Source organism: Streptomyces laculatispora (genome assembly GCF_017353455.1).
Classification (GTDB): Bacteria; Actinomycetota; Actinomycetes; order Streptomycetales; family Streptomycetaceae; genus Streptomyces; species Streptomyces laculatispora.
The window spans coordinates 1-15,615 of sequence record NZ_JAFMPZ010000305.1; the positions used below are offsets into that span (position 1 = coordinate 1).

Consider the following 15,615-nt stretch of genomic DNA (forward strand, 5'->3'; position numbering starts at 1 on the left):
GCGCCGTCCTTGCCACCGCCGCCCTGCTGCCCCTCGGTGCGGCCGCGCCCGCGGTGGCCGCACCGCCCCCGGCACCGGACCGGGGAATCCTCCTGACCGTTTCCGGCAGCGAGAACACCTGGATCCGCGGGGTCGTCCTGCACTGCCCCCCACGTCCCGACGACCGGCACCCCGACGCCGCCGGAGCCTGCGCGGCGCTCGACGAGGCGGACGGCGATTTCGACGCCCTCGCCGGTGATCCGCATCCGTGCACCTACGCATACGCCCCGGTGACCGTCACCGCCGAGGGTGCCCGACAGGGCGACGCCGTCACCTGGCGGCACACGTTCCCCAACGCCTGCGTGCTGGACGCGGCCACCGGCCCGGTGTTCCGCTTCTGAGCCCGCCCGGCGAGAGAGCCGGTCCCCACCCGGCTCAGGTCTCGCGGGTGGCCACCATTCCGATCGTGATCAGCCCCAGCACCACCCAGCCGAACCAGAGCCAGCCGTTGCTCCCCAGCGCCACGGTGTAGCCGGTGACCGCCACCAGCGCCCCTACGGTGAGCACTCCCATGGTCTTCGTGGATCCGGACATGCGCGCACGCTCCTCGTCGGCCGCGCGGCCGTGACTGCCATCGTCACCCCGAAGGCATGTCCACCGCTACCGTCCGCGCGCCTGCAACGAGGCGAGATAGGCGTTGTACGCGTGAAGCTCCTGGTCCCCGTCGCGGTCCGCGGCCCGGTCCGAGCGCTTCGCGGTCCGCTGATCCGAGCGGTACCACTGGAAAACCAGGGCGAGCAGCACCAGCACCGAGGGGATCTCGCTGAACGCCCAGGCGATCCCGCCCGCCGCGTTCTGGTCGGACAGGGCATCGATGCCGAGGGAGGCCGACGGGTTCTTGTAGACCTCGACCATGGGCTGCGAGGCCATCATCAGCGCGATGCCGAAGAACGCGTGGAACGGCATCCCGGCGAACAGCTCCAGCATCCGCAGCAGGTATCCCGGGCGGTGCGGCCCCGGGTCGATGCCCATGATCGGCCAGAAGAAGACCAGGCCGACCCCGAGGAAGTGCAGCATCATCGCGAGGTGCCCGGCCGTCGAGCCCATCAGGTAGTCGAAGAGCGGGGTGAAGTACAGGCCGTACAGGCTGGCGATGAAGAGCGGGATGGTGAACACCGGATGCGTGATGATCTTCATGTACCGGCTGTGCAGCAGCATCAGCAGCAGCTCGCGCGGACCCTTGCTGCCACGCGCCGCGACCGGCAGCGCACGCAGCGCGAGCGTCACGGGTGCGCCCAGCAGCAGCAGGATCGGTGACAGCATGCTGATCACCATGTGCTGCACCATGTGCACGCTGAACATGACCATGCCGTAGTCGTTGAGCTTGGTACACATCACCAGGGCGATGCTCAGCACGCCGATGACGAAGAAGACGGTCCGGTTGACCGGCCACCCGTCCCCGCGCCTGCGCAGCCGCACCACCGCGTATCCGTACAGGGCCACGGCGAGCACGCAGCCGATCAGGAAGATCGGGTCCGCGGAGAACTGCAGCCCGCGTCCCAGCGTGAACGGCGGCAGATCCATGTTCATGCCGTGCCCGCTGTGATCCATCTGTTCACTCCTGATGGGAACGCCGGGACGTCCCCGTTTCGTGCCGGTTGTCCCGACCAGAGTAGAACTGCCCCCGGCCGCGGTTGCGGCCGGGGGCAGTCCTCAGGTGATGGTGTCGCTCAGAGCACGCACTCGGCCTCCGCGTACCGCTCGGCCGGGACCGTCTTCAGGGTCTCCACCGCGTCCGCGAGCGGGACCATGGTGATGTCCGTGCCACGCAGCGCCGTCATCATGCCGAACTCGCCGCGGTGTGCCGCCTCCACCGCGTGCCAGCCGAAGCGGGTCGCGAGGACCCGGTCGTACGCGGTCGGCGTTCCGCCGCGCTGCACATGGCCGAGGATCACCGGGCGGGCCTCCTTGCCGAGGCGCTGCTCCAGCTCGATGGAGAGCTGGGTGGCCACGCCCGCGAAGCGCTCGTGACCGTAGACGTCCTTGACGCCCGACTCGAACTCCATGGAGCCCGCACGCGGCTTCGCGCCCTCGGCCACCACGACGATCGCGAACTTCTTGCCGGCCGAGAAGCGCCGGCCGACCAGCTCGGTCAGCTCGTCGATGTCGAAGGGGCGCTCGGGGACGACGATGGCGTGCGCGCCGGCCGCCATGCCCGAGTGCAGGGCGATCCAGCCGGTGTGACGGCCCATGACCTCGACGATCATGACCCGCTGGTGGGACTCGGCGGTGGTCTTCAGCCGGTCGAGGGCCTCGGTGGCCACGCCCACGGCGGTGTCGAAGCCGAAGGTCACGTCGGTGGAGGCGATGTCGTTGTCGATCGTCTTCGGTACGCCGACGATCGGCAGCCCCGCCTCGGACAGCAGGCTGGCCGCCTTGAGGGTGCCCTCGCCGCCGATCGGGATGATCGCGTCGAGACCGAGGTCGGCCACGTGGCCCCTGGCCTGCTCCACGCCACCGCGCAGGTGCGCGGGCTGGACCCGGGAGGAGCCGAGGATCGTGCCGCCGCGGGCGAGGATGCCGCCGACCGCGTCGAGGTCGAGCTTGCGGTAGTCGCACTCCAGGAGGCCCCGCCACCCGTCGTGGAAGCCGATGACCTCGTCACCGTGGTCGACCACCGCACGGTGGACGACGGAACGGATGACCGCATTGAGGCCGGGGCAGTCGCCGCCGGAGGTGAGCACACCAATTCGCATTGCCCGGGAAACCTTTGCAACGTGGGCCGACGACCGGACCACGTCGTCCGGCTGGAATCCCGCCACCCTACCGGCGCAGGGTGGCGGGACCGAACCGGGCGTCCGCCTGCTGGACTCCGCTCAGCTGAGCGAATTTCCCCTCATCAGACGGGCTGCGTGGCCGACGCGATCCGCTCGGCGCGCAGCGCCTCGTACCAGCGGTCATCGGTCGGCGGCAACGCGTTCACATCGAGCGCCAGCTTCAGCAGCAGGTCCGCGATCAGCGGGTTGCGCGCCATCACGGGCCCGTGCATGTACGTACCGAAAACGGTGTCGTTGTACGCGCCCTCGGTGCCGTCACCGGTGCCGTTGCCCCGGCCGAACTGCACCCGGGCGAACGGGCGCGCCGTCGGGCCGAGATGGGTGACGCCCTGGTGGTTCTCGAAACCGGTCAGCGGCGGCAGCCCGAGGTGCGGGTCGATGTCCCCGAGCACGTCGCCCACGCACCGGTCGCCCTCGCCGCGGGTGGAGACCACGTCGAGCAGCCCGAGACCCTGCTCGCGCTCACCGAGGTCGTTGACGAACTCGTGCCCGAGGATCTGGTAGCCGGCGCAGACCGAGAAGATGATCGCGCCGTTGGACGCGGCCCGGCTGAGACCGCCGTCGCGGCGCAGCCGCTCCGCGGCGAGCCGCTGCGGACGGTCCTCACCGCCGCCGATCAGATAGATGTCGCCCGACGTGGGAACCGGCTGGTCGCTGCGCACGTCGACGCGTGACACATCGAGACCGCGCTGACGGGCCCGGCGCTCCACCACCAGCGCGTTGCCCTGGTCGCCGTAGGTGCTCAGCAGGTCCGGGTAGACCCACACCAGCCGCAGGCTGTTGTTGCTCATGCTTCGTCCTCTCCGGAGGGGGCCGGGGCCGGGGTCAGTTGCCGACACGACGGCGCAGATCCTGGAAGGCGGTGTAGTTGGCGATGACCTCGATACGGCCGGGCGGTGACTGCTGCACGGCCTCGTCGAGGTTCTCGCAGACCCGGAAGTCGAGACCGGCCACTTCGAGCCGGACCGCGAGGTCCAGCTTGCGGTCGCCGAGCACGAAGATCGGGTGACCCGCGAGCTGGGTGTAGTCCACGTCCCACAGCCAGGAGGTGTCCGTGCCGTCGGCGCCACGGGCGTTGACGGAAAGGATCACCGGGGTGGGCGGCGGGTCGATCAGCGAGAAGGTCTCCAGCCAGCCCGCCGGGTTCTTCGCCAGCAGCAGCCGCAGCTCCCGGTTGAGGAAGGTGACCACGTCGTAGCGGCCGGCGACGGCCTGCACGTGGTACATCCGCTCCAGGGCGACCTGGGGCGGCACACCGAAGACGGCTGCCACGGCGGCCGAACTGGTGGCGTTGGCCTTGTTGGCGCGGCCGGGCAGCTGGAGGTGGATCGGCCAGGCCGAACCGTGCGGGTCCAGCACGTAGTCACCGTGCAGCACCCAGCTGGGCGGCGGGCGGCGGAAACCGCACTCGCCGCAGAACCAGTCGTCGCCGGGGCGCTGCATCACACCGCCGCAGGACGGGCAGGACCAGGCGTCGTCCTTCCATGCCTGTCCGGCCGCGACCCACACCACGTTGGGGGAGGAGGAAGCGGCCCAGACGATCAACGGGTCGTCGGCGTTGGCGATGATCACGGCCTTCGAGCCGGACAGCCCCTCGCGCCACTTCTCGGCGAGCATCCGGGTCTCCGCGGCCCGGTCCAGCTGGTCGCGGGAGAGGTTGAGCAGCGCGATCACCTTGGGCGTCGTGTCGCGGGCGACCCCGGCGAGGTACTTCTCGTCCACCTCGATCACGCCGTACTGCGCGTCCGAGCCGCCGGCCAGGGCCGAGGTGATGCCCGCGGGCATGTTGGCGCCGAGCGCGTTCGACACGACCGGGCCCGCGGCCCGCAGTGCCTCGGCGATCAGCCGGGTCGTGGTCGTCTTGCCGTTCGTCGCCGACACCAGGATCACGTCCAGGTGCTGTGCCAGCCGCCCGAGCAGGTCGGGGTCGAGCTTGAGCGCCACCCGGCCGCCGATCACCGATCCGCTGCCCCGCCCGGCTACCCGCGACACCGCCGCAGCGGCCTTGCCCGCCGTCACGGCCAGCTTGGCCCGCGGCGACAACGGCTCCGTGTTGCCTGCCATCGTCCTAGATCCTCCTTGCATCGGTCCGCGCCCAGCCTATCGATGTCCGGCGCGGCGGAGGCACGGCGGCACCGCTCGGGACGTGGAGTTCCGGTGGAATATGGCGCGGGTGAAGTGCCACCATGCCGAAAATCGCGCGGACACGCAGCTCAAGAGGGGAGTGGCCCTTCGCGGCCGGGCCCTCGTCCATGTCCGGTGCCGGCATGATGCCGGACAGTGTCCCAGGCGCCGGGGACCTGACTGCCGTCATCTCTCACCGCCCGTGCCCGCCCCCTGCCGCGCGGGGTTCGCGCCGGGATGCCGGTGGGGCTCGTGCGCCGCCAGTGGGGCGCGGGAAGGCGTGGGGGCCGCGACCCGGCACGACGGCGTGACCGAGGTCACCCGCTTCCGGCCGTTGTCGATGCGGACAGACGGCGCCCGTGGCCGTCGTCCGTCGGCTCGCCGGTGGAGCCTGAGGTGAAGAAGACGTGGGCCGGTTCGCCGGCGCCGACCGGGACGCCGCTGTCTGAGAGCTTCCACCGGACCTCCCCCTCGGGCCGGGCAGTTGCGCCTCGGTGCGATGCGCGTGCGGCGGCTGCGCCTCGCTCGGGAGGCGCTCCTGCGGCCCTGGAGCCAGGAGGGAGCCGCCCGGGCCCATCGCGGCGGCTGTGCGTTCGGCGCTTTTGCGGACCGTACGATGGCGGCCATGCGAAACCGCCCGATCCCCGGCAGTTCCGGACGTGTCCGGGCCATGAGCCTGCTCGGTGACCCCGTGCTGCACGGGGCCTGCGACCCGGTCACGGACTTCGGGCCCTCGCTCGCCCGGCTGGTCGAGGACATGTACGCCACGATGTACGCGGCGCAGGGTGTCGGGCTGGCCGCCAACCAGGTCGGCGTGCCACTGCGGGTGTTCGTCTACGACTGCCCCGACGACGAGGACGTCAGGCACCTGGGACACCTCGTCAACCCCACGCTCGTCGAGGCCGACGGCATCACCGTGCGGGGTCCGGAGGGCTGTCTCTCGCTGCCGGGCATCGAGGCCGGCACGCCCCGCTTCGACCACGCGGTGGTCGAGGGGGTCACCGTCGAGGGCGACCCGGTGCGGGTCAGCGGCACCGGCTTCTTCGCCCGCTGCCTCCAGCACGAGTGCGACCACCTCGACGGCGCCGTCTACACCGACCGGCTGACCGGGCTGCGCCGGGCACGCGCCCTGCGCGCGGCCCGCCGGGCGCCCTGGGGGCGGCCCGGCTGACCGGGCAGCGGCGTCCGGAGGTTCAGAACCCGGGGCCGCCGGGGCGGTCGCCCGCCTCGGAGAGCCGGCCCCACAGCAGATCCGCCAGGCTGCTCACCAACTGGGCCCGTGCGCAGGGGCGTTCGCCCAGCCACCAGTCGCCCGCCGCGTGCATCATGCCGACGATGCCATGGCCCCAGATCCGGGCCATGACCTCACCGTCCGGCCCCAGGTCCACCCGCTCGGCGATGACCGTGGCGAGCTCCTCGCCGAGGCGGCGCAGCAGCGGGGCCGAGTGGCGTCCCACGTCGAAGCCCTGCTCGGGGGAGGGCGTCGCGTCGTCGGACGGGTGCATCAGGAACCGGTAGACCTGTGGGCGGGCCTCGATCGCTGCGAGGTAGGTGTCGAGTGTCGCCTCGACCCGGGCGCGGCGCTCGGCGGGGGCGTCGAGCGCCGCCCGCAGTGCGCTGAGCAGCGCGTCGGTGTGCCGCTTGGCCAGGGCGCGGTAGAGGCCGCCCTTGTCGCCGAAGTGCCGGTAGAGAATGGGCTTGGTGATCCCGGCCTCCGCCGCGATGGCGTTCATCGAGGCCCCGGGGCCGTCCCTGAGCACCACGCGGTCGGCGGCCTCGAGCAGCTCGCGGCGGCGGCGCTCGGCCGCGGTCCGATGCCGCTCGGCCTGTCGTGTGGTCTCCATGCTGTTTCTCCCACCCCTGGCCGTGCTTGTCCGTCCTGCCTGCGCAACGTAACACCCTGCCCAGCGGTGCGCGGATCTGCCGTTGACCGGTTGACAGAGGCTACTTGCCGGTAACAGACTGTTGTTACCGCAAGTAACGAATGGTTTTTTCACGGCAGTACGTGGAGGGGAAAATGGCCGAGTTCACGCTCGAGCTCAACGACGACCAGAAGCAGGTCCGTGACTGGCTTCACGGCTTCGCCGCGGATGTGATCCGTCCGGCCGCTTCGGAGTGGGACGAGCGTGAGGAAACGCCCTGGCCCGTCATTCAGGAGGCGGCCAAGGTCGGCATCTACTCCCTGGACTTCTACGCCCAGCAGTTCTTCGACCCGACCGGCCTCGGCATCCCGGTGGCGATGGAGGAGCTGTTCTGGGGCGACGCGGGCATCGCCCTGTCGATCGTCGGCACGGGCCTGGCGGCCGTCGGCGTCCTCGCCAACGGCACCGAGGAGCAGATCGGCACCTGGATCCCGCAGATGTACGGCGACGCGAACGATGTGAAGGTCGCCGCCTTCTGCTCCTCCGAGCCCGACGCCGGCTCCGACGTCGCGTCGATGCGCACCCGTGCGGTGTACGACCAGTCCAAGGACGAGTGGGTACTCAACGGCACCAAGACCTGGGCGACCAACGGCGGCATCGCCAACGTCCATGTCGTGGTCGCGGTCGTCGACGCGGAGGTCGGCTCGAAGGGGCACGCCTCCTTCATCGTGCCGCCGGGCACCCCCGGGCTCTCCCAGGGCCAGAAGTTCAAGAAGCACGGCATCCGGGCCTCGCACACCGCCGAGGTCGTCCTGGAGGACGTGCGCGTCCCGGGCCACTGCCTGCTCGGCGGCAAGGAGAAGCTCGACCAGCGCCTCGCGCGGGCCCGCGAGCGTGCCGCCTCCGGCGGTGGCGAGCGGGTGAAGAACGCCGCGATGGCCACGTTCGAGGCGTCCCGCCCGGCCGTCGGTGCGATGGCGGTCGGCACTGCCCGTGCCGCGTACGAGGTCGCGCTCGACTACGCGAGGACCCGGACCCAGTTCGGGCGCCCGATCATCGACAACCAGGGCATCGCCTTCCAGCTCGCCGACATGCGCACGCAGATCGACGCGGCCCGGCTGCTGGTCTGGCGCGCGTCCTGGATGGCGGCCGCCGGCAAGCCGTTCGAGTCCGCCGAGGGCTCCATGTCCAAGCTGTACGCGAGCGAGACCGCCAAGACGGTCACCGCGCAGGCCATCCAGATCCTCGGCGGCAACGGCTTCACCCGTGAGTACCCGGTGGAGCGGATGCACCGGGACGCCGCGATCTACACGATCTTCGAGGGCACGAGCGAGATCCAGCGGCTGGTGATCGCCCGCACGCTGTCCGGGATGCCCATCCGCTGACACCCGGTCCGGCCCGCACGGCTCCGGCCCCTGTTCCTGCCGCACCGGCAGGAACAGGGGCCGGGGCCGTTGCCTGGGCGGATGGTGTGGACCTGCCATTCCCCTGTAGGTTCCCCGTGAAGATCGTGACCGGTTGATGGAGGGGAACGAGCGATGCTGAAGTTCACCGCGGGGCGCGTCGTTGCCGCTGCCGCCGCCGCGTTCGGGCTGGTCATCGCCGGGCAGGGCACGGCCGTGGCCGCGCCGAAGTCGATCGAGGCGACCTTCGGCGGGTACGGCGAATGGAACCCCGACCCCTACGACGGCGTCCCGGGCGACTCGATCCGCGCCTGCGACACGACCGCGGACGGCTGGGGCATCGAGGTGAAGATCGACATCGGCCGCAACGGAACCTGGGACCGGATCGCGAACACGCGCGGTCACAACTCCCCCTACTGCAGCCCGTGGAAGAGCGGCAACATCAAGGAAGGCACACCGGTGAGCATTCAGGTGGCGAATGTGAACGGCGGAGTCACCTACCCCAAGGGCTCGCTCCTGCTCAGCCACGCCTGAGCGCCGTCGGGTGACCGGCGACCGTCCGTCGCCGACCACCCGACGGCCTCTGTTCAGGCGGGGAGCTGGGCCTCGATGGCCGCGACGAGCTCCGGGGACTCCGGGTCGGTAGCGGGACGGAGCCGGGCGACCGGCTCGCCCGCCGGGGAGACCAGGAACTTCTCGAAGTTCCACTTGACGTCGCCGGCTTCGCCGTCCGCGTCCGCGAGCCGGGTCAGTTCCGCATAGAGCGGATGCCGGCCCGCGCCGTTGACGTCCGTCTTCTCCAGCAGCGGGAAACTCACCCCGTACGTCGCGGAGCAGAACGCCTGGATCTCCTCCGAGCTCCCGGGCTCCTGGCCGGCGAACTGGTTGCACGGCACGCCGAGCACGGTGAACCCCCGGTCCCCGTAGGTCTTCTGGAGCCGCTCCAGTCCGGCGTACTGCGGGGTCAGCCCGCACTTGGAGGCAACGTTGACCAGCAGGACGGCCTGGCCCCGGTAGGCGCCCAGCGTGGTCGGCTCGCCGGTCAGGGTGTGGAGCGGGATGTCGTACAGCGTCATGAGGGTCTCCTCGTAAATGGCTTCCACAGCCATTCTTACGCCCACAGGTCCCCACTTATGCCCACAGGTTCATCGGGACGAAGCCGATCGCACGGCCGTCCGGATCCAGCAGCCTGCCCATCAGCTTGACGGCGCGCAGCGCGACCGCCCGGTCGGCGATCCGCAGATGGGGGAGGGACGAGGCGAGTCGTACCTCCAGGTCCTGGGCATCCACCAGTGGACTGCGGCATGACCCCCATGGGCGCGCTGCGCGCCGGAACCGCGGAGGCCGCCGAGCTCCTCGGCGTCGCCCACGAGACCGGCACCCTGGAGCCCGGCAAGCGCGCCGACGTCGTCATAGCCCGCGGCAACCCGCTCGACGACATCCACGCCCTCGGTGATCCCGGGAACATCCTGGTGGTGATGAAGGACGGCGTCGTCTACAAGGACGCCGACGGGCTAGCCGCCTGAGCCGGCGCGGATCCGGCCGGGCCGACCGCCTTGTAGTAGTAGGTGGTCGGCCTGAGGACGCCCGCCGGATCGGCGGCGTAGCCCGGGACGGACCCGCACCCGGTCCAGCCCGCCGAGCGGTAGAGCCGCTCCGCGGCGCTGCCGCTCTCGGTGTCCAGGACGAGCAGCGTGACGCCGTCCTCGGCCGCCGAGCGCTCGACCGCGTCCAGCAGTGACCGTCCGAGGCCCCGGCCCTGCGCCGACGGGCGGACCATCAGCTTGGCGACCTCCGCGCGATGGCGGGCGTTCGGCAGCGGCGCCCGGACCAGAGTGATGGTCCCGGCGATCCGCTCACCGTCCCGGGCGATCCAGATCTGCTGGTGCCCGGCCGCCAGGGACGCGGCGCGCTCCCGCCACCAGCAGGCGGCCGCGCCCCGGTCCAGCGGCGCGAGGAACCCCACGGAGGATCCGCCGTCGACGGTCTCCACCAGGAGCGCGGCCAGCTCATCGGCGTACGTGACCAGTTCGGGTGCGGACACCGGGACGATCTCGGTCATACGACAGGTCCTTTCACGGCAGAACGATCATCAGTGCGTAACGGACCCTTGCCGGGCCCGGACAGTGGAAACGCGAGGGGCCGCGGAGCCGGAAGCGCAGGCAGTCGCCGGTGCGGACGGTGTGCACGGTGTCGTCCACGGTGATCTCGACCGTCCCCTCCAGGACCCAGATGTGCTGCTCCAGGCCGGGGACGGGCGGGTTCTCGTACGCGATCGCGGCGCCCGCGTCGAGCACCCCCTCGACCACCTCCGCGCGCAGTCCGGCATGAGGTGGCGAGACCGACCGGCGCACGAACCCGGACTCCTCGTCCCGCCACACCGGCTGGCGCCCGGCGGGCACCAGCCGCGGCGGCTCCGCCTCCACCTCCAGCAGCAGCCGCGACATGGTCCGCCCGTGGACGGTGCACAGCCGGCCGAGCAGGGCGGCGGTCGGACTCAGCTCGCCGCGCTCCAGCCGCGAGAGCGTCGAGCGGCTCACCCCCGCACGGTGCGCCAGCTCCTCCAGAGACCAGCCGCGCTCGGCGCGGAGTTCGGCCAGCCGCGCCGCGAGCCTGGCATCGACGGTGTCGGACCCGGCGCTCTCCATCTCTCTCACACAAGAGATCGTATCTCCATTTTGAGAAATCCCGGCTCGGGATCCCGTCCGCGGATCCGCCGCGCTGCCGGTCGGGTGCTGTCGTGCCACGCTTGGGTCTGGGGGAGGTCCGGCCGGGCCCGCTTGGCCCTGCCGATTGGCTCTGCTACCTGAGGAGGCCGATATGGCCGGCACCGGCAGCCAACCGCGAGCGGCGCACAGCACCGCTCCGGACTCACGACGTCCCTTCGTGGAGGGATGGACCGTCTTCGCCGCGGTCCTGATGATCTTCGGCGGGATCATGGCGATCTTCCAGGGCATCTCCGCCATCGCCAAGGACGACGTCTTCGTCGCCACCCGCAACTACGTCTTCCAGTTCAACCTGACCAGCTGGGGCTGGATCCACCTCATCCTGGGCATCGTCATCATCCTCGCCGGCCTCGCGCTGTTCACCGGAGCCGCATGGGCGCGCGCAGTCGGCATCGTCGTGGCGGGACTGGGCGCGCTCGCCAACTTCATGTGGCTGCCCCACTATCCGCTGTGGTCCATCGTGCTCATCGCCATCGACGTCTTCATCATCTGGGCGCTCTGCGCCGGACCCTGGACGCGGGCTGACGCCTGACGGCACCGCCCCGCGTCCGTCCGGCAGGAAGCGCGCCGGACGGACGCGGGGTGGCCGGGGAGCAGCGGGCGTTGGGCGACTCTTCCGCAGGCGCGCCCGGTACGGCGGCCCTCAGCCCGTACGGACCCCGCCGGGCGGGCTCAGCAGGACGAGGGTGTCGCCGCGGGCCGGCGCGGGTGTGCGGGTGCCGGTCACCGGGGTGAGCCGTCCGTCGGGGCGCACCACGAACAGCAGCTCGTGCCCGGCCGGGACCACGCCGTCGGAGAGCCGGGTCACCACTCGCGCCCCGGCCTCGTATCTGCGGGTCAGTTCGGGGCCGGTGAGCCCGGGACCGAACAGCGACTCACCACCCGTGTACGGGGCCACCACCCCGTGGCTCCCCGACGGGGGCCGGAGGCGGTGGACCTGGCCCTCGACGCTCTCCCGGAGCGTCATCGACGCGAGCGCGTTGAAGTCGTCCTCGCCGGTCAGCAGCAGTACTCCGGTGATCCCTTCGAGCTCCGCTCCGGCGCCGGTGGCCGATGCGAGCAGCTCACCGGGTGCCAGCTTCAGCCCCGCCTCCTCGATCCGCGCTCGCTCCCGGTCGGCGCCCGCCCACATCAGGACGTCCGGCCCCGCCGAGCGCAGCGCGCACGCCAGGTCGACCGTCCAGGGAGCGCCGCCCACCAGCAAGGGCCTGGACCTCGCAGGGCGCAGCACCCCCAGCCGCCGGGCCACCGGGAACGCCGTCAGGCCGTACAGCATGACCGTGGCGACGATCACCACGAAGGTGGCCGGGAGAATACGCTCGGCGCCGCCGATGCCCCTGTCGACCAGGGTGGCGGAGAACGTGGAGGCGGTGGCCGCGGCGACGATGCCCCGGGGCGCCATCCAGCCGATGAACCACCGCTCCCCGCGCGGCACATCGGTCCGCAGTGTCGCGAGGTGCGCGACCACGGGTCTGGTCACCAGGACGAGCAGTGTGACCAGGGCCAGCGACGGCAGCACCACGTGCCGCAGCGACGCGGGCGTGACCGTGGCCGAGATGGAGATGAAGAGCAGGCCGATGGTGAGCGAGACCAGCGTGTCGAAGAAGGGCCGTCGCGCCGGGATGTCCAGGCCCGGCAGATTGGCCATGGCCATCCCCATGACGACTGCGGAGATCAGCCCCGTGTCGTCGCGCAGCGCGTCGCAGGCCGCCGCCACGCCGATCACGGCGGCGAGTTGCACCGACGTCCCCAGCTCCTCGCTCAGCCGCACCCGGCTCAGCACCAGCCACAGCAGAAGAGCCCCGGCCGCCCCGCCGGCCAGGCCCACCGCCGCACTGGCCGCGAACTGCCCGAGCTGACGGGCGAACCCCGGCCGGTCGCCCGCGAGGACCCCGTGGAAGACCAGCGCCCCCAGGATCCCGCCGACCGGATCGATCAGGGAGCCCTCCCAGATCAGGACGCGCTGCAACCGCTCGCTGGGACGGACGAAGCTGAGCAGCGGCCCGACGACCGTCGGACCGGAGACGACCAGGATCGACGCGAGCATCACGGCCGCGGGCATCGACATGTCCAGTACCGGTACGGCGAACAGCGCGGCGGACACCACGGTGAGCACGGCCCCGATCCAGAGCAGCCGGACCACGACGCGGCGGGTGTGGCCCTTGAGCCTGCCGAGATCCAGCCCGAGCCCGGCGTCGTAGAGGATCACCGCCACCGCCAGCGACACCAGCGGGGAGAAGGCCGCGCCCAGCAGCCGCTCGGGATCGACGTTGTCCGTCAGCGCTCCGGCGCCGAAGCCGACCGGCAGCAGGACCAGCAGCGCCGGAACCCGCAGCCGGCCGGCCAGCAGCTGCGAACCGACCGCGAGCACCACGATCAGTCCCAGGCCGGCAAGCACCTGATCGGTCGACATGGCCGCGCCTCCTTTGGCGGCGTCCGGACAGCGGCCGCCGCCCGCGCAACACCGCGCGCGACCACCTTCCGCGGCGGTGCGCGGCGTGCCGGGCAGGGCTCGCGCCGACCGGGCGCCGGACGCGGCGGTATCCCTCGTACGGGCTAACGGCGCGCGTGCCGGGGATCCTGACGCGAGTGCCGGGGATCCTGAGAGGATCGGGGGGTGGAGTCCCTCGAACCGCTGCCCGCGACCGACGCCGAGCCGCTGCCCGGCACCGCCGCAGCCACCGGCCCTCGCCTGGTGCGCTGCCGCCTGTGCGGGCGTCCGCTCACCGGTACGGCCTCGCGCCGCACCGGCCTCGGCCCCGCCTGCGACGCCAAACTGCACCCGGCGCCGCCCGATATCCGCACCCGCCGGCACGACGTCGAGCAGGACCCGCTGCCCGGCACCTGAGCCGTCAGGCGGGCTCCGGTGCCTGAGCGGTCAGGAGGGCTGCTCCTCCAGCCGCCGGAACAAGCCCTCCTGCACCACGGACACCAGCAGATTGCCGCCGCGGTCGTAGATCCGGCCGCGCGCCAGCCCCCGCCCGCCCGTCGCCACCGGCGACTCCTGGTCGTACAGGAACCACTCGTCGGCCCGGAACGGACGGTGGAACCACATCGCGTGGTCCAGCGAGGCCATGTCGAAGCCACGCGGCCCCCACAGCGGCTCCACCGGGATCCGCACCGCGTCCAGCAGCGTCATGTCGCTCGCGTACGTCAGCGCACAGGTATGGACGAGCGGATCGTCGCCGAGTGGGCCGACCGCACGCATCCAGACCGCGCTGCGCGGGTCCGCGTCCCTGATCTCCTCCCGCGTCCAGCGCAGCCGGTCGACGTAGCGGATGTCGAACGGCTGGCGCCGCGCCATCCGCTCCAGTGCCTCGGGAAGCGCGCCGAGATGGTCGCGGACCTCCTCGGCGACCGTCGGCAGCTCCTCCGGGTCCGGGACCACGCGCCTCGGCGGCAACTGGTGCTCGATGCCCGCCGCCTCGGGCCGGTGGAAGGACGCCGTCAGATTGAAGATGGTCCGGCCCTGCTGGACGGCCGTCACCCGCCGGGTGGTGAAGGACCGGCCGTCCCTGACCCGCTCGACCTCGTAGACGATCGGCACCCCGGGACGGCCCGGACGCAGGAAGTAGGCGTGCAGCGAATGGACCGGCCGGTCCCCGTCGGTGGTGCGGCCGGCCGCCACCAGGGCCTGCCCGGCCACCTGCCCGCCGAAGACCCGCTGCAGGGACTCCTGCGGGCTGCGGCCGCGGAAGATGTTGACCTCGATCCGCTCCAGGTCGAGCAGGTCGACCAGGCGCTCGGCGGGGTTCGTCATGCTGTTCGTCTCCACTCTCGCGGCGGCGCCGTCGGTACGGACGCGCTCACAACTGGCCCACGGAGGTGACCCGGAGCACCGCCCGGCCCTCCTCGTCGGACGCGGCGAGATCGACCTCGGCGCTGATGCCCCAGTCGTGGTCGCCGTTCGGGTCGGCGAACGTCTGCCGGACCCGCCACAGACCGTGCTCGGCGTCCTCGTCGATCTTCAGCAGCTTCGGCCCGCGGGCGTCCGGACCGGTGCCCAGCTCCTCGTACTCGTCCCAGTACGCGTCCATCGCCTCGCCCCACGCGTCCTCGTCCCAGCCCGTGCCGCCGTCCAGCTCGCCGAGGTCGCGGACCCGGTCCAGCGCGGCCAGCTCGACGCGGCGGAACATCGCGTTGCGGACGAGTACCCGGAAGGCGCGGGCGTTGGCCGTGACCGGCTTGACCTCGTCGGCCCGCTCCTGCGCCTGCTCGGCCGTCTCCACCTCGGGATTGGCGAGCTGCTCCCACTCGTCGAGGAGGCTGGAGTCGACCTGGCGGACCATCTCGCCGAGCCAGGCGATGAGGTCCTCCAGGTCCTCGGACTTGATGTCGTCCGGGATGGTGTGCTCCAGCGCCTTGTACGCGCCTGCGAGGTACCGCAGCACGATGCCCTCGGTCCGGGCCAGTTCGTAGTTCGAGGTGAACTCCGTGAACGTCATGGCGCGTTCGTACATGTCGCGGACCACCGTCTTCGGTGATACCGGGTGGTCACCCACCCACGGGTGGCTCTGGCGGTAGACGTCGTACGCGTGCCACAGCAGCTCGCTCAGCGGCTTCGGGTACGTGACGTCCTGCAGGAGCTCCATCCGCTCCTCGTACTCGATGCCGTCGGCCTTCATCTGCCCGACCGCCTCGCCGCCCACCTAGAACAAGCCGCGCGGCGAGGCGGTCGGGCAGA

The 15,615-nt window shown here is 71.6% G+C and carries 19 protein-coding genes and 1 pseudogene; 7 read left to right on the forward strand and 13 right to left on the reverse strand.

Annotated features, from left to right (window positions below):
• A partial coding sequence (locus J1C73_RS16785) for an SSI family serine proteinase inhibitor (protein ID WP_242644290.1) occupies window positions 1-380 on the forward strand: 380 nt, incomplete at its 5' end.
• Between the two features lie 34 nt (window positions 381-414).
• Here J1C73_RS16785 and J1C73_RS16790 read toward each other — a convergent pair.
• The 5 genes from J1C73_RS16790 to J1C73_RS16810 form a co-directional block, all read right to left on the reverse strand.
• On the reverse strand, window positions 415-573 hold the full coding sequence (locus J1C73_RS16790; protein WP_164494550.1) for a hypothetical protein: 159 nt from the start codon (window positions 571-573) through the stop codon (window positions 415-417).
• Between the two features lie 66 nt (window positions 574-639).
• Window positions 640-1,590 carry a cytochrome c oxidase assembly protein gene (locus J1C73_RS16795; RefSeq protein ID WP_207317100.1) on the reverse strand — a complete coding sequence of 317 codons (951 nt, stop codon included), beginning with the start codon at window positions 1,588-1,590 and terminating at the stop codon, window positions 640-642.
• 119 nt (window positions 1,591-1,709) lie between these two features.
• A complete protein-coding gene (locus J1C73_RS16800; protein ID WP_123467798.1) occupies window positions 1,710-2,735 on the reverse strand; it encodes a 6-phosphofructokinase in 1,026 nt (341 codons plus the stop codon).
• Window positions 2,736-2,878: 143 nt separating this feature from the next.
• The gene (locus J1C73_RS16805; protein WP_024493336.1) at window positions 2,879-3,607 is read right to left on the reverse strand and encodes a type 1 glutamine amidotransferase; all 729 of its coding nucleotides are present in this window, start codon (window positions 3,605-3,607) and stop codon (window positions 2,879-2,881) included.
• Between the two features lie 34 nt (window positions 3,608-3,641).
• Window positions 3,642-4,880, reverse strand: a complete 1,239-nt coding sequence (locus tag J1C73_RS16810; protein ID WP_123467796.1) for a Mur ligase family protein — start codon at window positions 4,878-4,880, stop codon at window positions 3,642-3,644.
• Window positions 4,881-5,556: 676 nt separating this feature from the next.
• Here J1C73_RS16810 and def point away from each other — a divergent pair.
• The gene (gene def / locus J1C73_RS16815) at window positions 5,557-6,111 is read left to right on the forward strand and encodes a peptide deformylase (RefSeq protein WP_207317101.1); all 555 of its coding nucleotides are present in this window, start codon (window positions 5,557-5,559) and stop codon (window positions 6,109-6,111) included.
• A gap of 22 nt (window positions 6,112-6,133) precedes the next feature.
• On the opposite strand, the gene J1C73_RS16820 is transcribed toward def, so the two are convergent.
• Window positions 6,134-6,784 carry a TetR/AcrR family transcriptional regulator gene (locus J1C73_RS16820; RefSeq protein ID WP_207317102.1) on the reverse strand — a complete coding sequence of 217 codons (651 nt, stop codon included), beginning with the start codon at window positions 6,782-6,784 and terminating at the stop codon, window positions 6,134-6,136.
• A 173-nt stretch (window positions 6,785-6,957) separates the two neighbouring features.
• On the opposite strand from J1C73_RS16820, the gene J1C73_RS16825 reads away from it, so the two are divergent.
• Both J1C73_RS16825 and J1C73_RS16830 read left to right on the forward strand, forming a co-directional pair.
• On the forward strand, window positions 6,958-8,187 hold the full coding sequence (locus J1C73_RS16825) for an acyl-CoA dehydrogenase family protein (protein WP_207317103.1): 1,230 nt from the start codon (window positions 6,958-6,960) through the stop codon (window positions 8,185-8,187).
• A gap of 153 nt (window positions 8,188-8,340) precedes the next feature.
• Window positions 8,341-8,739 carry a hypothetical protein gene (locus J1C73_RS16830; RefSeq protein ID WP_207317104.1) on the forward strand — a complete coding sequence of 133 codons (399 nt, stop codon included), beginning with the start codon at window positions 8,341-8,343 and terminating at the stop codon, window positions 8,737-8,739.
• A gap of 53 nt (window positions 8,740-8,792) precedes the next feature.
• Here the strand turns inward: J1C73_RS16830 and J1C73_RS16835 are convergent, their stop codons facing one another.
• Entirely contained in the window at window positions 8,793-9,281 is a 489-nt protein-coding gene (locus J1C73_RS16835) for a glutathione peroxidase (RefSeq protein WP_123467786.1), read from the reverse strand.
• Window positions 9,282-9,336: 55 nt separating this feature from the next.
• The gene (locus J1C73_RS16840) at window positions 9,337-9,495 is read right to left on the reverse strand and encodes a hypothetical protein (RefSeq protein WP_207317105.1); all 159 of its coding nucleotides are present in this window, start codon (window positions 9,493-9,495) and stop codon (window positions 9,337-9,339) included.
• 14 nt (window positions 9,496-9,509) lie between these two features.
• On the opposite strand from J1C73_RS16840, the gene J1C73_RS16845 reads away from it, so the two are divergent.
• Complete coding sequence (locus J1C73_RS16845) at window positions 9,510-9,731, forward strand: amidohydrolase family protein (RefSeq protein ID WP_207317106.1); 222 nt, start codon at window positions 9,510-9,512, stop codon at window positions 9,729-9,731.
• Here J1C73_RS16845 and J1C73_RS16850 read toward each other — a convergent pair.
• Together J1C73_RS16850 and J1C73_RS16855 are read right to left on the reverse strand one after the other, a co-directional pair.
• Entirely contained in the window at window positions 9,701-10,267 is a 567-nt protein-coding gene (locus tag J1C73_RS16850; protein ID WP_207317107.1) for a GNAT family N-acetyltransferase, read from the reverse strand. The genes J1C73_RS16845 and J1C73_RS16850 overlap by 31 nt on opposite strands.
• A gap of 13 nt (window positions 10,268-10,280) precedes the next feature.
• The gene (locus tag J1C73_RS16855) at window positions 10,281-10,853 is read right to left on the reverse strand and encodes a helix-turn-helix domain-containing protein (protein WP_207317113.1); all 573 of its coding nucleotides are present in this window, start codon (window positions 10,851-10,853) and stop codon (window positions 10,281-10,283) included.
• Between the two features lie 172 nt (window positions 10,854-11,025).
• On the opposite strand from J1C73_RS16855, the gene J1C73_RS16860 reads away from it, so the two are divergent.
• On the forward strand, window positions 11,026-11,463 hold the full coding sequence (locus J1C73_RS16860) for a DUF7144 family membrane protein (protein WP_207317108.1): 438 nt from the start codon (window positions 11,026-11,028) through the stop codon (window positions 11,461-11,463).
• 111 nt (window positions 11,464-11,574) lie between these two features.
• Here the strand turns inward: J1C73_RS16860 and J1C73_RS16865 are convergent, their stop codons facing one another.
• A complete protein-coding gene (locus J1C73_RS16865; RefSeq protein ID WP_207317109.1) occupies window positions 11,575-13,344 on the reverse strand; it encodes a cation:proton antiporter in 1,770 nt (589 codons plus the stop codon).
• A 204-nt stretch (window positions 13,345-13,548) separates the two neighbouring features.
• Here J1C73_RS16865 and J1C73_RS16870 point away from each other — a divergent pair, with 204 nt between their 5' ends.
• Window positions 13,549-13,779 (forward strand): DUF6011 domain-containing protein, encoded by a 231-nt coding sequence (locus tag J1C73_RS16870; RefSeq protein WP_207317110.1) that lies wholly within the window; start codon window positions 13,549-13,551, stop codon window positions 13,777-13,779.
• A gap of 30 nt (window positions 13,780-13,809) precedes the next feature.
• Here J1C73_RS16870 and J1C73_RS16875 read toward each other — a convergent pair whose 3' ends face one another.
• Together J1C73_RS16875 and J1C73_RS16880 are read right to left on the reverse strand one after the other, a co-directional pair.
• Window positions 13,810-14,691, reverse strand: coding sequence for an acyl-CoA thioesterase (locus J1C73_RS16875; protein ID WP_207317111.1), 882 nt, complete (start codon window positions 14,689-14,691; stop codon window positions 13,810-13,812).
• Between the two features lie 46 nt (window positions 14,692-14,737).
• Window positions 14,738-15,574, reverse strand: a pseudogene (locus J1C73_RS16880) (DUF3516 domain-containing protein); the annotation flags it as partial.
• Between the last annotated feature and the right edge of the window lie 41 nt (window positions 15,575-15,615).

Excerpts from the sequence above, each read along its gene's own strand:
- J1C73_RS16790 (WP_164494550.1), bottom strand. The coding sequence starts at position 573 with ATGTCCGGATCCACGAAGACCATGGGAGTGCTCACCGTAGGGGCGCTG.
- J1C73_RS16795 (WP_207317100.1), bottom strand. The coding sequence starts at position 1,590 with ATGGATCACAGCGGGCACGGCATGAACATGGATCTGCCGCCGTTCACG.
- J1C73_RS16800 (WP_123467798.1), bottom strand. The coding sequence starts at position 2,735 with ATGCGAATTGGTGTGCTCACCTCCGGCGGCGACTGCCCCGGCCTCAAT.
- J1C73_RS16805 (WP_024493336.1), bottom strand. The coding sequence starts at position 3,607 with ATGAGCAACAACAGCCTGCGGCTGGTGTGGGTCTACCCGGACCTGCTG.
- J1C73_RS16810 (WP_123467796.1), bottom strand. The coding sequence starts at position 4,880 with ATGGCAGGCAACACGGAGCCGTTGTCGCCGCGGGCCAAGCTGGCCGTG.
- def (WP_207317101.1), top strand. The coding sequence starts at position 5,557 with ATGGCGGCCATGCGAAACCGCCCGATCCCCGGCAGTTCCGGACGTGTC.
- J1C73_RS16820 (WP_207317102.1), bottom strand. The coding sequence starts at position 6,784 with ATGGAGACCACACGACAGGCCGAGCGGCATCGGACCGCGGCCGAGCGC.
- J1C73_RS16825 (WP_207317103.1), top strand. The coding sequence starts at position 6,958 with ATGGCCGAGTTCACGCTCGAGCTCAACGACGACCAGAAGCAGGTCCGT.
- J1C73_RS16830 (WP_207317104.1), top strand. The coding sequence starts at position 8,341 with ATGCTGAAGTTCACCGCGGGGCGCGTCGTTGCCGCTGCCGCCGCCGCG.
- J1C73_RS16835 (WP_123467786.1), bottom strand. The coding sequence starts at position 9,281 with ATGACGCTGTACGACATCCCGCTCCACACCCTGACCGGCGAGCCGACC.
- J1C73_RS16845 (WP_207317106.1), top strand. The coding sequence starts at position 9,510 with ATGACCCCCATGGGCGCGCTGCGCGCCGGAACCGCGGAGGCCGCCGAG.
- J1C73_RS16850 (WP_207317107.1), bottom strand. The coding sequence starts at position 10,267 with ATGACCGAGATCGTCCCGGTGTCCGCACCCGAACTGGTCACGTACGCC.
- J1C73_RS16855 (WP_207317113.1), bottom strand. The coding sequence starts at position 10,853 with ATGGAGAGCGCCGGGTCCGACACCGTCGATGCCAGGCTCGCGGCGCGG.
- J1C73_RS16860 (WP_207317108.1), top strand. The coding sequence starts at position 11,026 with ATGGCCGGCACCGGCAGCCAACCGCGAGCGGCGCACAGCACCGCTCCG.
- J1C73_RS16865 (WP_207317109.1), bottom strand. The coding sequence starts at position 13,344 with ATGTCGACCGATCAGGTGCTTGCCGGCCTGGGACTGATCGTGGTGCTC.
- J1C73_RS16875 (WP_207317111.1), bottom strand. The coding sequence starts at position 14,691 with ATGACGAACCCCGCCGAGCGCCTGGTCGACCTGCTCGACCTGGAGCGG.